The sequence below is a fragment of the Aeromicrobium sp. genome (genome assembly GCF_036676885.1).
Lineage (GTDB): Bacteria > Actinomycetota > Actinomycetes > Propionibacteriales > Nocardioidaceae > Aeromicrobium.
On the sequence record NZ_JAKFCB010000087.1, the window covers coordinates 1 to 14,154 of the forward strand.

The window sequence follows — 14,154 nt, forward strand, 5'->3', positions numbered from 1 at the left end:
GCGCGGTAGACCTCGATCGCCAGCTCCGATCCGTAGACCTTGATGGCGGACGCGTCGGCCGGGGAGAGGGTGTCGATCTCGGTGGCCAGCTTCCAGCCCATCAGGGTGAGGGCATCGGTACGCGCCTGGGCGCGGCCCAGCAGGATCTGCACCCATTGCTGGTCGATCACGCGGACGCCGTTGGCATCCTTGGCCTGCCGAGCCCAGTCCGTGACGAGCTCGATCGAGTGGACCAGCGGTGCCGACGAGGTGAGGGCCACGCGCTCGCGGTTGAGCTGGTTGGTGATCAGCGCCCAGCCTCCTCCGCGCTCGCCGATGAGGTTGTCCGCGGGCACCCGGATGTTGTCGTAGTACGTCGCACTTGTCCCGACACCGGCAATCGTGTGCACGGGGGTGTAGGAGAAGCCTTCCGCGTCGGCCGGGACGAGGATCATGGACAGCCCCTTGTGGCGCGGGAGGTCCGGGTCGGTCCGGCACGCCATCCAGATCCAGTCGGCGTACTGGATCAGCGAGGTCCACATCTTCTGGCCGTTGATGACCCACTCGCCGGTGGTCTCGTCGAGCTCGGCCCGGGTGCGCAACGAGGCGAGGTCGGTGCCCGAGCCGGGCTCGGAGTAGCCGATCGAGAAGTGCAGCTCGCCACGGACGATCCGGGGGAGGAAGTACTCCTTCTGCTCCTGGGTGCCGTAGCGCATGATCGTCGGGCCCACCGTGTTGAGCGTGAGGTAGGGGATCGGTACGCCCGCCACCGCCGCCACGTTGGTGAAGATCAGCTCGTCGACCATCGAGCGGTTCTGCCCGCCCCACTCCTCGGGCCAGCCCATGCCCAGCCAGCCGTCGGAGCCCAGCTGCCGGATGACGTCCTTGTAGACCGCGACGTCGCCGAACTCGCCGGAGGCGGCCGCGAGGGCCGCCCGGCGTTCGGGCGTCACGAGCTCGGAGAAGTAGCCCCGGAGCTGATCTCGAAGGCGTTGCTGGTCTGCTGTCAGGGCGACGTACATGTGGTAAAACTATAACGTGTTCTCGTTTTGGTCCACTGTGGCCCGCAATCTCGGAGGCAAATCGTGACTGAGACCCGCGTGTTGGACACCGGTTCTGTCCCGCAGCGCTTCGCCCGGGGCTGGCACTGTCTCGGCCTCGAGCGCGACTTCACCGACGGCAAGCCACACTCCGTGCAGGCCTTCGGCGGCAAGCTCGTGGTGTGGAGCGACTCCGAGGGGGAGCTGCACGTCCTCGACGGCTACTGCCGGCACATGGGCGGCGACCTGACGCAGGGCACCGTCAAGGGCGACGAGATCGCCTGCCCGTTCCACGACTGGCGCTGGGGCGGCGACGGCAAGTGCAAGGCCATCCCGTACGCCAAGCGGGTGCCGCTGCGCGCCCGTACCCAGCGCTACGAGAGCGTCGTCCGCAACGGCCAGCTGCTGATCTGGCACGACCCGGAGGGCAGCCCCGCCGATCACGACGCGCTGCCGCCGGTCCTCGAGGGTGTGGGCACCGACCGCTTCACCGACTGGACCTGGGACGTCATCGAGGTCGACAACGCCCACTGCCGCGAGATCATCGACAACGTCGTCGACATGGCGCACTTCTTCTACATCCACTTCGCGTTCCCCACGAACTTCCGCAACGTGTTCGAGGACGACAAGGCGACCCAGTTCATGGAGTCGACCGGACGCCCGGACATGAAGGCCGAGGGCTACGGCGACGAGGACCTCGTCCTCAAGTCGGAGGCGACCTACTTCGGGCCGTCCTACATGATCAACTGGCTCGACACCGACTACAAGGGCTTCCTGACCAAGGTCATCTTGATCAACTGCCACATCCCGACGGGTCCGAACTCGTTCAACCTGCAGTTCGGGCTGTGCGTCGAGAAGCCCGAGGGCGTCGACGATGCCACCGCGGACTACATCGGCAAGAAGTACGTCGAGAGCTTCTCCGTCGGCTTCCTGCAGGACGTCGCGATCTGGCAGAACAAGGCGCCGGTCCAGAACCCGCTGCTCTGCGAGGAGGACGGCCCGGTCTACCAGCTGCGCCGCTGGTACGAGCAGTTCTACGTCGACAAGGCCGACGTCGAGCCCGAGATGGTCGAGCGCTTCGAGTTCGAGGTGGACACGACCAAGGCCAACGAGAACTGGCGAGCTGAGGTCGCGGAGAACCTGGCACGCAAGGAGGCCGAAGACCGCGCCGCCGCGACGGCGGGGGCGTGATGGCGTACATCGTCCCGTCCCGCCTGGAGACGCTGGAGGACCGGGCGCTCTACACGAGCAGCCGCCTGGTCGAGCTGCCGTGCCTGGACTGCCGGGCGCGCGTCAAGGTGCGCAAGAACAGCGAGCACCACACCTCGATCCAGTGGACCCAGGAGGCCGTCGCGGAGTGTGCGACGTTCGCCAAGCTCTCGCACGAGGAGGGCGGCCGCCCGATCCACTCGGGTTGCCCGCGCCTCGTCGCGTCGATCGAGGAAGCCGTGCGCGACGGCGCAGTCTCGGTCGGGTCGCCCGATGAGTGACGCCTCCTTCGAGCTCACGGTGCTCGACGTCGTCGAGGAGACCGACGAGGCCCGCTCGGTCGTGCTCGACCCCGGCGAGCATCGCGAGCACTTCGCCTACACGCCGGGACAGTTCCTGACGGTCGCGGTGCCCAGCGACCGGACCGGACTCGTCGCCCGCAGCTATTCGCTGTCCTCGACGCCGGCCGAGGACGGCCCGCTGACGATCACCGTCAAACGTACGCCCGACGGCTACGCCTCCGGCTGGATCTGCAGCGAGCTCCGTCCCGGCGACCGGCTCAGGGTGCTCCCGCCGAGCGGGATCTTCACCCCGAAGGACCTCGACGCCGACCTGCTGCTGTTCGCGGGCGGCAGCGGCATCACGCCGGTGATCTCGATCATCCGTACGTCGCTGGCCCGCGGATCGGGACATCTCGTGCTGTTCTATGCCAACCGGGACGAACGATCGGTGATCTTCGGCGCGGCGCTCGCCGAGCTGGCGGCGGAGCACCCCGACCGCCTGCAGGTCGTGCACTGGCTCGAGTCGGTGCAGGGGCTGCCCAGTCAGGACCAGCTGCGGGCGTTCGCGGGGCAGTACGTCGAGCGGGACGCCTTCGTGTGCGGGCCGGCGCCGTTCATGGCGGCGACCGTGGCCGCGCTCAAGGAGCTCGAGTTCCCGCGGGACCGCCGCCACCAGGAGAAGTTCGTCTCGCTGGGCGGCAACCCGTTCGAGACCGCCGCGGAGCGTGAGCCGGGCGCCGACGCCGAAGAGGAACCGGCCTCGTCGGTCGGTCAGGTGCACCTCCAGGTCGAGCTCGACGGCGTCGACTACGAGTACGACGACTGGCGACCCGGCACGACACTCCTGGAGCACCTGGAGAGCAAGGGCGTGAAGGCGCCCTACTCCTGCCGGGAGGGCGAGTGCTCGGCCTGCGCGATCCGCTTGCTGGAGGGCGAGGTGACGATGCGCGCCAACGACATCCTCGAGGACGAGGACCTGGCTGACGGCATCCGCCTCGGGTGCCAGAGCGAGCCCGCATCGGAGAAGGTCCGGGTGACGTACTCGTGAGCGCCATGGAGATCCCCCCGCACATACCCGCCGAGACCGTCACGTCGTGGTCGGACGAGGTCGATGTGCTGGTCATCGGCGCGGGCATGGCCGGCACCGCTGCCGCGATCGAGGCGGCAATGGCCGGCGCGCGGGTGCTCGTCATCGACCGTGGTGGACGTCTGTCGTGCACCAGCGCGATGGCCGGGGGTCACTTCTACCTCGGCGGCGGCACCCCGGTGCAGCAGGCAGCCGGCTTCGAGGACTCGCCGGCCGAGATGGCGAGCTACCTCGCAGCGGTGTCGCCGGAGTGCGACCCCGAGAAGATCCGGCTCTACAGCGAGGGCAGCGTCGAGCACTTCGGCTGGCTGGAGTCGCTGGGGTTCGAGTTCGAGCGGACGTACTACCCCGACAAGACCGTCATGGCACCGGGCACCGAGGGCGTGATCTTCAGCGGCAACGAGAAGGTGTGGCCGTTCCATGAGCTCGCCGTCCCGGCGCCGCGTGGCCACCAGCCACCCGTGGTGGGCGACTCCGGCGGCGGCGCGCTCGTGCTCGACCTCGCCCTGAGGAAGCTGGACGAGCTCGGCGTCGAGGTTCGTTTCGACACGGGTGCCACGGCTCTCGTGACGGAGGACGGCAGTGTCGTCGGCGCGGCCTGGAAGCGCTTCGCCGAGACGGGTGCCGTGCGTGCGGGCGCGGTCGTCATCGCGGCCGGCGGATTCGTCATGAACCCCGAGATGGTCCACGCGTTCGCCCCGCCCCTCGAAGCCCTGCTGGCGAGAGGAATGGCCCTCGGCAACACGTACGACGACGGTCTCGGCATCCGGCTGGGCGAGTCGGTCGGCGGCGCCACCGAGCACATGGAGGGCGCGTTCCTGACCGCCCCGTTCTATCCGCCCGGCGACCTGGTCAAGGGCATCTGCGTCAACAACCGGGGCGAGCGATTCGTCGCCGAGGACTCCTACCACTCGCGTACGTCCGCGTTCGTCTTCGACCAGCCCGAGCAGAAGGCGTGGCTGATCCTCGACTCGGTGCACATGGCCGAGCCGGCGTACGGCCTGCAGCCACTCGTCGACGGGTGGGAGACCATCGCCGAGATGGAGGCCGGACTCGGTGTGCCGGAGGGCTCGCTGGCCAAGACCCTCGACGACTACAACGCCGCAGCGCGTGACGGCGACGACCCGGCGTTCCACAAGGCCACGGCGTACGTCGCGCCGCTCGACACCCCGCCCTACGGCGCGTACGACCTGACGCCCGGCCAGTGCTTCTACTCCGGGTTCACCTGCGGCGGCCTGCGCGTCGACCACGACGGCCGGGTGCTCCGCGAGGATCGCACCGTCGTCGGCGGCCTGTATGCGGCGGGTGCCTGCGCCTCCAACATCGCGGTCGACGGCCGGGGATACGCCTCCGGCACGCAGCTCGGCGAGGCTTCCTTCTTCGGCCGTCGCGCCGGGCGTCACGCGGCCGGGCGGGACCCCGAAGACGTAACGCAGGTCACACCGGCTCGTTACTCATCAGTAGTCGCCCCGGCAGCAGGAACGCAGAGTGCTCACCGCAGTGGGTCCAGTCGCCCCGGAGTCGACGGACCACAGGAGGAATCATGGGCGTGAGCCTCGCATCCGTGGTTCGTGGACCCGGCAACATCGCCGCGATGTCGTGGGACGTCGTCAAGCTGACGTTCACGACCCGCTTCCAGGCTCGTGAGTTCATCGAGCAGGCCTGGTTCATCGCCAGCGTCACGCTGATGCCCACGATCCTGGTGTCGATCCCGTTCGGCGCGGTCATCGCGCTCCAGGTCGGCAACCTGACCGGGCAGCTCGGCGCCGAGTCGTTCGCCGGCGCGACCGCGGTGCTCGCCACCGTGCGGGAGGCAGCGCCGATCGCCGCGGCCCTGATCATCGCGGGAGCCGCCGGGTCGGCGATCTGCTCCGACCTCGGTGCGCGCAAGATGCGCGAGGAGATCGACGCCATGCAGGCCCTGGGCATCGACCCCATCGCGCGGCTCGTCGTCCCTCGGGCGCTCGCGACCGTGACCGTGGCGATGCTCATGAACGGCATCGTGATCACGGCCGGCATCGCGGGTGGCTACTACTTCACGGTGATAGTGCAGGGCGGCTCCGCGGGAGCGTTCCTCGCCTCGTTCACGGCACTGGCCACGCTGCCTGACATCTACGTCTCGATGATCAAGGCGGCCTCGTTCGGCTTCATGGCCGCGATCGTGGGGTCCTACAAGGGACTCAGCGCGGGCGGTGGTCCCGCCGGCGTGGGCCGGGCGGTCAACGAGTCGGTCATCCTCTCGTTCATGCTCCTGTTCCTGCTGAACTCGATCATCACGGCGCTGTACTTCCAGTTCGTCCCCCAGGCAGGCCTCTGATGAGTGTCCTGACCGAGCTGGGATCGTCGTTCGTCAAGGGGCGCCGGCTGACCCTGGAGACGATGGGCGACCAGCTGCTGTTCTATGCGAGGGCACTGGCCTGGACGCCCAAGGTGCTGCGCAGCTACCGCAAGGAGATCGCCAAGACGCTCGCCGAGGTGGTCTTCGGTGTCGGTGCCCTCACCGTGATCGCCGGCACCGTGGGCGTCATCGCGTTCCTGGCATTCTTCGCCGGCACCGAGGTCGGGCTGCAGGGCTATGCCTCGCTGAGCCAGATCGGCGTCGCGAAGTTCACGGCGTTCATCTCGGCGTACTTCAACACCCGCGAGGTCGCGCCGCTGGTCTCCTCGATCGCGCTGGCGGCCACGGTGGGCTGCGGCTACACCGCACGGCTCGGCGCGATGCGGATCTCCGAGGAGATCGACGCCCTCGAGGTCATGGGCGTCCCCTCGATGCCCTTCCTGGTGACGACCCGCATGATCGCCGGCTTCATCGCGGTGATCCCGCTCTACACCGTCGCGCTGCTGGCCTCCTACCTCTCGCCGCGACTCATCACGACGGTCATCTACGGGGAGTCGGTCGGCACGTACGACCACTACTTCCGCCAGTTCCTGCCACCGGTCGACATCCTCTGGTCGTTCGGAAAGATGCTCGTCCTGGCGGTCCTGATCATCCTGATCCACTGCTACTACGGCTACACGGCGTCCGGCGGCCCCGCCGGGGTGGGCCTGGCCGTGGGTCGCGCGATCCGTTCGTCCATCGTGACGGTGGTGGTCGCCAACTTCTTCCTGAGCTTCGCGATCTGGGGATCGACGACGACCGTGCGGATCACGGGGTAAGCCTGATGTTGGTCAACCTCGTGCACGAGACGCCGGGCGAGCATCGGCGGCTGTGGGTCGCCGGAGTCGCCTATCTCGCGACGATGGCCCTGTTGATCGCCCTCTCGATCGCGGTCTACGAGAAGAAGTTCACGTCCAGCACGACCGTCACGGTCATGGCCGATCGCGCGGGCCTGCAGCTTGCACGCTTCAGCGATGTGCGGTTGCACGGCGCCCTCGTGGGACACGTCAAGGAGATCGAGAACAACGGGACCCATGCCGAGATCACGCTGTCGCTGAAGCCCGACGCGGCACGCCACATCTCCAGCAACGTCGGCGTGCAGATCCTGCCGACGACGCTGTTCGGCCGGCACTACCTCGAGCTCATGCCGCCCAAGAACGGGACCACAGTGGGTGGCCCGCTGCGGGACGGCTCGGTCATCCCCGCCAGCCGGGTGACGACGAACGTCGAGCTGCAGCGCATCCTCGCCAACCTCTTCCCGCTCCTGCGTTCCGTGCGTCCGGCCGACCTGAACGCCACGCTCTACGCGCTCGCGCACGCACTGCAGGGCAAGGGTGACCAGATCGGCGACACGCTCGTCACGCTGAACGACTACCTCGGCCGGATGAACACCGAGCTCCCGACGCTGCGCACCGACCTGCGGCTGCTGTCCGACGTGTCGAAGACGTACGAGCTGGCCGCACCCGACCTCATCAGGCTGCTGCGCAACGCGACGGTGACGGCGCGCAGCATCACCGACAAGCAGGGCGACCTCAACCGGGCGCTCGGCAGCCTCACCGGCCTGGCCCGTACGACACGGGTCACGCTCGCGGAGAACGAGAAGGCGCTGATCGCCCAGGTGCGTTCCGGCCGGCCGTTGCTGGCCCTGCTCGACACGTACGCACCTGAGCTGCCGTGCGTGCTGACCGGGCTCGACCGCCAGATCCCGAACGCCAAGAACGTCTTCAACGGCGGCCTCATCCACCAGACCCTCGAGCTCGGCGCACCCCAACGCACGTCGTACACCGCCGCGGACGCGCCGGAGTACGGCGAGGTCGGCCACGGGCCGTGGTGCCTCGGACTGCCGGACGGCTATGAGAAGCCCGCCCCGTTCCAGCCGTTGAAGGACGGGTCCGACAAGGACGAGCCGGACGGGGGGATCGAATGAACGCGCGCGACACGGCGTTCTACGTCTCCGCGGTCAAGCTCACCATCTTCACCGTGGTCTCCCTCATCGTGACGGGCATGCTCGTCGTCATCATGGGCGGCTTCGGCCTCGGCTCCCAGACCGAGTACAAAGCGGTGTTCGCCAATGCCTCCGAGCTGACGTCGGGTGATGACGTTCGCATCGCCGGTGTCGTGGTCGGCAAGGTCGAGGACGTCAAGATCCACCAGGGGAACCACGCGCTGGTGACGTTCAAGGTCAAGGACGGCGTCCCGCTCACCCAGGACTCGCGGGCGAGCATCCGGTTCCTCAACCTGATCGGCGATCGCTACATGTCGCTGTCGGAGGGCAAGGAGGGCGCGCCACGACTGGCGCCCTCGGCGACCCTCCCGATGAGCCGCACGACGCCGGCGCTCAACCTGACCGAGCTGTTCCAGGGCTTCCAGCCGCTGTTCGCCGCCCTGCGCCCCGAGGACGTCAACAAGCTCTCGCTCAACCTCATCCAGGTCCTCCAGGGCGAAGGCGGCACGGTGCAAGAGCTCCTGTCCAACACAGCGACCCTCACCAACACGCTGGCCGATCGCGACCAGCTCATCGGCGACGTGATCACCAACCTGAGCACCCTGATGACGACCGTCGACAACCACCACCAGGAGCTCGACGAGCTGCTCACCAGCATGCGCTCGTGGTTCGGCGACCTGGCCGAGGATCGCCAGGTCATCGGCTCGTCGCTGACCAACATCTCCCAGGTCACCGAGTCGGTCGCCGACCTGCTGACCGAGGGCCGTCCGCTGCTGAAGGAGGACGTCGCACAGCTGCGCCGCTTGTTCACGATCCTCGCGAAGCCGGAGAACAAGGACTACCTCGACATGACGCTCGACAAGCTCCCGTCGATGCTCGCCAAGCAGACCCGGATCGGTGTCTACGGCTCCTGGTACAACTACTACCTCTGTGAGTTCCAGGGCGGCGTGGTGCTGCCGAGCGCCCTGATGGATGCGCTGCCGGCAGACGTACAGAAGCAGATGTCCGAGTTCACGGTCTACAGCCAGGCCAAGAGGTGTCAGGGATGACACGTCGAAGTGAGTCACAGATCCTGCAGATGGGCATCATCTCGCTCGCGCTGCTGATGCTCATGATGGTGGGGTCGTTCAACATCCAGAAGCTGCCATGGCTCCGCGGCACGACCTATCACGCGGAGCTGGTCGACGCGAGCGGCCTGCGGACCGGAAGCGAGGTCCAGGTCGCCGGCATCCGGGTTGGCCGGGTCAACAAGCTGCGGATCGGTCCCGAGAAGGTCGTCGCCGACTTCGACGTCGCCGGCGCGAAGCTGGGCCGTTCGACCCGGGCCAGCGTCGAGGTCAAGAGCCTGCTGGGGGAGAAGTTCCTCAACATCGTGCCGGAGGGCTCCGGCGAGCTGGCCGCGGGCGCCACGATCCCGCTGACGCGCACCGACGTCACGTTCGACATCGTCGGGACCCTCGGCCAGCTGACGACGCAGACCGAGGACACCGACAAGGCCAACCTCACCAAGGCGCTGGACTCCCTCGCCGAGGTCGTCGATTCCGCCGCGCCCGAGGTGCGTACGAGCTTCAGCGGCCTGTCCCGGCTCTCGACGACGATCGCATCGCGTGACGAGGAGATCGAGGAGCTCCTGCAGCGCTCGAGCAACGTCACGCAGCTGCTCGACGAGCGCAAGGGCGATCTCGTGACGCTGATGAAGCAGGCCGACCTGGTCTTCCAGGAGCTGCAGCGGCGCAAGCAGACGATCCACGACCTCCTGGTCAACGCCAACCAGCTGGCGATCCAGCTCGAGGGCGTGGTCGAGGACAACCGCAAGCAGCTCCGCCCGACGCTCGACAAGCTGGAGAACGTGCTGACGTTCCTGCAGGCACGTGAGGACCAGATCGAGACGCTCATCCACAACTACGGGCCCTACGTCAGCATCCTCGGCAACATCGTCGGCACCGGCCCGTGGTTCGACGCGTACGTCCCCAACATGATGGGTGTCTTCCTCGGCGAGTTCACGCCGAACAAGCCGGGAGGTGGCTCATGACCGGCTTGAGCACCAGGATGCAGATCGTCGGGGCATCGCTCGTCACCGCCATGCTGCTGCTGATCGCGTTCGTCGCCTTTCCCGGTGAGGGCCCGCGCACCGTCACGGCACACTTCGACCGCGCGGTCGCGGTCTATCCCGGCACCCACCTGCGGGTCATGGGCGTGCGGGTCGGGGAGGTCACCGCGGTCGTGCCCGAGGGCAACAGCGTCCGCGTGGAGATGACGTACGACCGGGAGTACAAGCTCCCGGCCGACGCCAAGGCCGCGGTCGTGACGCCCACGCTCGTGGCGGACCGCTATGTGCAGGTGTTCCCGGCGTACGGCAAGGGCCCGGAGATGCCGGACCACGGCAACATCCCGCTCGACCGCACGCAGACACCGATCGAGCTCGACCGGATGTTCAAGTCGCTGGACGACCTCGCGGTGACCCTGGGCCCGAAGGCCGGCTCGACCAGCGGCGCCCTGGACAACCTGCTCACGGCCGGCGCGAAGGCCCTCGACGGCAACGGGGCCCTCGGCTCCAAGACGATCCGCAACCTGTCGCAGGCGGCGGAGGTGTTCGCGGACAACCGCGGCCCGCTCTTCGACAACGTCCGCTCGCTGGCGGAGATCACCGACACGCTGGCAGCGAACGACGCCACCGTCCAGGCGTTCCTCAAGGACCTTTCCTCGGTGTCCGGCCAGTTCGCGGGTGAGCGCGACGAGATCGAGGCGGTCCTGGCCTCACTCGCCAAGGTGCTGAGCACGGTCAAGGGATTCGTGCACGAGAATCGCGCGACCCTCGGCAAGGACATCGAGATGCTGGGCAGCATTCTCGAGCGGGTCGACCGGCAGAAGGACGCCCTCGGCCTGGTCGTCCAGAAGGGGTCGCTCGCGATGAGCAACCTCGCACTGTCCTTCGAGTCCGGCACCGGAACCTTCGGCTCCCGCGTCCAGGTGGCTCCCGGCATCCAGTTCCGTCCTGACCAGTTCCTGTGCCAGACCCTCGTCAACATCGGCACCCCGGAAGCGATCTGCGCGACGCTCACCAACCTCCTCCAGCCGCTGCTCCCCGCGACCTCGGGCAGCGCGACCGGCGTTCCGGACGTCGCGGCGCCGGTGCCGGTGCCGTCGGGTCAGACGACGACGCCGGACCCGGCGCCATCGGACGGTACGCCGAGTGAGCTCCCGACCCTGCTGGACCTGCTCGGGGGTGGTCTCTGATGAGGTCGATCCGGCTGCGCATGATCGTCGGGGTCGTCGTGACGCTCCTGCTGAGCGGCTGCACCTTCAACGGCGTCTACGACCTGCCCCTGCCCGGCAACAAGGTCAACCGGGACAACGGCTTCGAGGTCAGCGCCGACTTCGCCGATGCGCTCAACCTCGTTCCGCGCTCCTCGGTCAAGGTGGGTGACGTCGCCGTGGGCCAGGTCGAGTCCGTGTCCCGCGTCGGCTGGCACGCCCGGATCACGATGCTGGTCCGCAAGGACGTCGTGCTGCCCGCCAACGCGGTCGCCCAGATCCGCCAGACCAGCCTGCTCGGTGAGAAGTACGTCGAGCTGTCTGCGCCCCCGTCGGAGCCGGGCGGAGAGTCCACGAGCACCGGGCGCCTCGGCCCGAACGACGTGATCCCGATGGATCGCACGGGCCGCAATCCCGAGGTCGAGGAGGTCCTCGGTGCGCTGTCGTTCGTGTTGACCGGGGGCGGCGTCGGACAGATCCAGACCATCACGCACGAGCTCAACGAGATGATGGACGGCCGTACGGGCAAGATCCGTGAAGTCCTGGGGCAGGTCAACACGCTGGTCGAGACGCTGAGCTCCCAACGGGGCGACATCGTCGACGCGATGGAGTCGATCAACGGGCTGAGCAAGACGCTCGTCGCCGAGAAGGAGACCATCGGCGAGGCGCTGGATGCCGCCGGGCCCGCGATCACGGTGCTGCGTGACCAGCACACCCAGCTCGTCGGGATGCTGTCCGAGCTGGACAAGCTCGGCGTCGTCGGGACGCGCGTCGTCAACGAGACCAAGGACGACCTGATCGCCGAGCTGCGCCACCTCGAGCCCGTGCTCCGCAAGCTCTCCGACACCGGCGACTCGCTCGTACCCGGCCTCGTCGCGGCGGCCAGCTACCCGTTCCCGATGGATGCGGCCGACTCCATCAAGGGTGACTACGCGAACGTCGTGTTCAAGATGCAGATCAAGCTCACCCCGGTGAGCGAGGGCGGGCTGATTCCGACGACGCTCGACGATGTCATCACGCTGTGCCGTGGTACGCCCACCGCGCCGATCTGCTCCGCGGGCGGCGATGCTGTGGCCCAGCTCTGCTCGGTTCTCAAGGCGCTGCCGCTGTGCACCGAGGCCGACGTCGACGAGGTTGCTGCCGCCCTCGCCCGGGCCGAGCAGGCTGCCGGGTCGTCCGGCTCATCGGGCTCGCCGGACTCGCCGGGCACCTTGGACCCCACGCCGGAATCGGGTGCGGGTGAGGACGAGAACGACGGGCTGCTGGTCGAGCTCATCGACGGCCTCGTGGGAGGGGGCTCATGATGCGACGCGGCATCAAGGTCAGGCTGATCGCCTTCGCGCTGTTGAGCGCGCTGGGCACGGTCTACGTCGGCGCCTCCTACCTCGGCATCGTGGACCAGATCCTCGGTCGCGGTTACACGGTGCACGTCGTCCTGCCGTCGTCGGGCGGCCTGTACGAAGGCAGCGAGGTGACCTACCGAGGTGTCAAGATCGGCAAGGTGTCGAAGATGAACGTCGACGGCGAGGGCCTGCGGGTCGACGTCGCGCTCGAGGACGACGCCCGGGTGCCGGCGAACGCGCCCGTCTACGTGCACAACCTCAGCGTCGTCGGCGAGCAGTACATCTCCTTCGAGCCCGGATCGAAGAAGGGCCCCATGCTGCAGGACGGTGACACGGTTCGCGGCACCAAGGACAGCCTGCCGCTGGGCGAGGACGTGCTCCTGCAGGACCTCGACCGGTTCGTCTCGAGCCTGGACGCCAAGGAGCTCAACACCGTGGTCAGCGAGCTCGGCACGATGTTCACCGACAACGCGAATCCGCTCCGATCGATGGTCGACAGCACCCAGGCGTTCATCGAGGCCGCCGCGGCCAACGAGTCGGCGACCGTCGACCTGCTGAACGACGCCAAGACGGTGCTCCAGACGCAACAGGCGAGCTCCACGGAGATCCGGTCCTTTGCCCGCGATCTCGCCGCGGTGACCGGCACGCTGGCCGCCTCGGACGCCGAGATCCGGCGCATCCTCGCCCAGGCAGGTCCCGCAGCCGACGAGCTGAAGAGCCTGGTCAGCACCCTGCGGAAGGTGCTGCCGCCGATGCTGCTCCACCTGGTCAACGTCACCGAGGTCCTCGACGCCCGGCTACCCGCGCTCGAACAGCTCCTCGTGACGTTCCCGCGCCTGGTGTCGGCCGGGCCGTCGGCCCTCACCCCGGGCGACCAGAAGTTCGGCCGGGTCAACCTCAACCTCAACCAGAGTCCGCCCGCCTGCATGGACGGATATCTCCCACCCGGACAATGGCAACCAACCTCGAGGGAGAGCTTTGTGCCGTACTACCCAGCTGAATGTGCATCCGGTCCACCGGTCAACATGCGTGGCATGAAGCACGCCCCGGACCCGGTCGACTGGAAGAGCCAGCAGGGAGGCGACGAGTGACCCGTACGTCCGCGACGCAGGCGACGCTCGCGGTGATCCTGGTGGCGTTGTGCGCGTGGTTGGTCGTGTTCGCCGTACGAGGCAGCGCGGCCGCGCCCGGCAGCACGCCGGCCGAGGAGAAGGCCGAGCACTACTCCGACATCACGCGGGCGGCGCGCGCCGAGACCATCGCGTTCCTGGCGGTCGACCACACCCGTATGGACGAGCTGACCGACCGCGTGCTCTCCGGCTCGACCGGGACGTTCAAGAAGCAGTACCAGGCATCCGTGAAGTCCCTCAAGGAGACCGCGGTCAGCCAGGAGTCGATCTCCAAGGGGAGCGTCGCCGAGATCGGCCTGAGCGAGGTCGACGAGCGTTCCGCGACCGTCTTCGTCGCCGCGGGCAGCAAGGTCCAGAACAAGGGCACCAAGGGCAAGGTCGAGGACCGGTCCTGGCGCATCAAGCTGTCCATGGTCAAGCAGGACAGCCGCTGGCTGGTCTCACAGCTCGAGTTCGTGGGATAGGGCATGCCCAGACTGAAGCGCGACGAACGCGTCTGCCCGTTCTG

At 68.0% G+C, this 14,154-nt stretch carries 14 protein-coding genes; 13 read left to right on the plus strand and 1 reads right to left on the minus strand.

All coding sequences use genetic code 11. The features are described 5' to 3' along the window. On the minus strand, window positions 1-1,001 hold a 1,001-nt coding region (locus tag V6M46_RS04575; protein ID WP_332662594.1), incomplete at its 3' end, for an acyl-CoA dehydrogenase family protein. Window positions 1,002-1,064: 63 nt separating this feature from the next. On the opposite strand from V6M46_RS04575, the gene V6M46_RS04580 reads away from it, so the two are divergent. The 13 genes from V6M46_RS04580 to V6M46_RS04640 are packed head-to-tail and all read left to right on the plus strand — an operon-like array spanning window position 1,065 to window position 14,110. Next, window positions 1,065-2,210: a Rieske 2Fe-2S domain-containing protein gene (locus tag V6M46_RS04580; RefSeq protein WP_332662596.1), complete on the plus strand. Its 1,146-nt coding sequence runs from the start codon at window positions 1,065-1,067 to the stop codon at window positions 2,208-2,210. Further along, the gene (locus V6M46_RS04585; protein ID WP_332662597.1) at window positions 2,210-2,509 is read left to right on the plus strand and encodes a hypothetical protein; all 300 of its coding nucleotides are present in this window, start codon (window positions 2,210-2,212) and stop codon (window positions 2,507-2,509) included. The genes V6M46_RS04580 and V6M46_RS04585 overlap by 1 nt, the downstream gene beginning before the upstream one ends. After that, window positions 2,502-3,557: a ferredoxin--NADP reductase gene (locus V6M46_RS04590; RefSeq protein ID WP_332662598.1), complete on the plus strand. Its 1,056-nt coding sequence runs from the start codon at window positions 2,502-2,504 to the stop codon at window positions 3,555-3,557. The genes V6M46_RS04585 and V6M46_RS04590 overlap by 8 nt, the downstream gene beginning before the upstream one ends. 5 nt (window positions 3,558-3,562) lie before the next feature. Continuing rightward, window positions 3,563-5,149: an FAD-binding protein gene (locus tag V6M46_RS04595; RefSeq protein WP_332662599.1), complete on the plus strand. Its 1,587-nt coding sequence runs from the start codon at window positions 3,563-3,565 to the stop codon at window positions 5,147-5,149. Further along, on the plus strand, window positions 5,140-5,913 hold the full coding sequence (locus V6M46_RS04600; RefSeq protein WP_332662600.1) for an MlaE family ABC transporter permease: 774 nt from the start codon (window positions 5,140-5,142) through the stop codon (window positions 5,911-5,913). Before V6M46_RS04595 ends, V6M46_RS04600 begins: the two co-directional genes overlap by 10 nt. Further along, window positions 5,913-6,752: an MlaE family ABC transporter permease gene (locus V6M46_RS04605; protein ID WP_332662601.1), complete on the plus strand. Its 840-nt coding sequence runs from the start codon at window positions 5,913-5,915 to the stop codon at window positions 6,750-6,752. The genes V6M46_RS04600 and V6M46_RS04605 overlap by 1 nt, the downstream gene beginning before the upstream one ends. Window positions 6,753-6,757: 5 nt before the next feature. Then, the gene (locus V6M46_RS04610; protein WP_332662602.1) at window positions 6,758-7,900 is read left to right on the plus strand and encodes an MCE family protein; all 1,143 of its coding nucleotides are present in this window, start codon (window positions 6,758-6,760) and stop codon (window positions 7,898-7,900) included. Then, complete coding sequence (locus V6M46_RS04615) at window positions 7,897-8,967, plus strand: MCE family protein (protein WP_332662603.1); 1,071 nt, start codon at window positions 7,897-7,899, stop codon at window positions 8,965-8,967. Before V6M46_RS04610 ends, V6M46_RS04615 begins: the two co-directional genes overlap by 4 nt. Then, a complete protein-coding gene (locus V6M46_RS04620) occupies window positions 8,964-9,950 on the plus strand; it encodes an MCE family protein (protein WP_332662604.1) in 987 nt (328 codons plus the stop codon). The genes V6M46_RS04615 and V6M46_RS04620 overlap by 4 nt, the downstream gene beginning before the upstream one ends. Then, complete coding sequence (locus tag V6M46_RS04625; RefSeq protein ID WP_332662605.1) at window positions 9,947-11,155, plus strand: MCE family protein; 1,209 nt, start codon at window positions 9,947-9,949, stop codon at window positions 11,153-11,155. Before V6M46_RS04620 ends, V6M46_RS04625 begins: the two co-directional genes overlap by 4 nt. After that, window positions 11,155-12,477 carry an MCE family protein gene (locus V6M46_RS04630; protein WP_332662606.1) on the plus strand — a complete coding sequence of 441 codons (1,323 nt, stop codon included), beginning with the start codon at window positions 11,155-11,157 and terminating at the stop codon, window positions 12,475-12,477. The genes V6M46_RS04625 and V6M46_RS04630 overlap by 1 nt, the downstream gene beginning before the upstream one ends. Continuing rightward, window positions 12,474-13,607 carry an MlaD family protein gene (locus V6M46_RS04635; protein WP_332662607.1) on the plus strand — a complete coding sequence of 378 codons (1,134 nt, stop codon included), beginning with the start codon at window positions 12,474-12,476 and terminating at the stop codon, window positions 13,605-13,607. The genes V6M46_RS04630 and V6M46_RS04635 overlap by 4 nt, the downstream gene beginning before the upstream one ends. Then, window positions 13,604-14,110 (plus strand): hypothetical protein, encoded by a 507-nt coding sequence (locus V6M46_RS04640; RefSeq protein WP_332662608.1) that lies wholly within the window; start codon window positions 13,604-13,606, stop codon window positions 14,108-14,110. Before V6M46_RS04635 ends, V6M46_RS04640 begins: the two co-directional genes overlap by 4 nt. Window positions 14,111-14,154 lie beyond the last annotated feature (44 nt).

Bases quoted from the DNA above. Each gene is read 5' to 3' on its own strand.
- V6M46_RS04585 (WP_332662597.1), top strand. From the start codon at position 2,210: ATGGCGTACATCGTCCCGTCCCGCCTGGAGACGCTGGAGGACCGGGCG.
- V6M46_RS04630 (WP_332662606.1), top strand. From the start codon at position 11,155: ATGAGGTCGATCCGGCTGCGCATGATCGTCGGGGTCGTCGTGACGCTC.
- V6M46_RS04590 (WP_332662598.1), top strand. From the start codon at position 2,502: ATGAGTGACGCCTCCTTCGAGCTCACGGTGCTCGACGTCGTCGAGGAG.
- V6M46_RS04620 (WP_332662604.1), top strand. From the start codon at position 8,964: ATGACACGTCGAAGTGAGTCACAGATCCTGCAGATGGGCATCATCTCG.
- V6M46_RS04625 (WP_332662605.1), top strand. From the start codon at position 9,947: ATGACCGGCTTGAGCACCAGGATGCAGATCGTCGGGGCATCGCTCGTC.
- V6M46_RS04595 (WP_332662599.1), top strand. From the start codon at position 3,563: ATGGAGATCCCCCCGCACATACCCGCCGAGACCGTCACGTCGTGGTCG.
- V6M46_RS04600 (WP_332662600.1), top strand. From the start codon at position 5,140: ATGGGCGTGAGCCTCGCATCCGTGGTTCGTGGACCCGGCAACATCGCC.
- V6M46_RS04605 (WP_332662601.1), top strand. From the start codon at position 5,913: ATGAGTGTCCTGACCGAGCTGGGATCGTCGTTCGTCAAGGGGCGCCGG.
- V6M46_RS04610 (WP_332662602.1), top strand. From the start codon at position 6,758: ATGTTGGTCAACCTCGTGCACGAGACGCCGGGCGAGCATCGGCGGCTG.
- V6M46_RS04635 (WP_332662607.1), top strand. From the start codon at position 12,474: ATGATGCGACGCGGCATCAAGGTCAGGCTGATCGCCTTCGCGCTGTTG.
- V6M46_RS04615 (WP_332662603.1), top strand. From the start codon at position 7,897: ATGAACGCGCGCGACACGGCGTTCTACGTCTCCGCGGTCAAGCTCACC.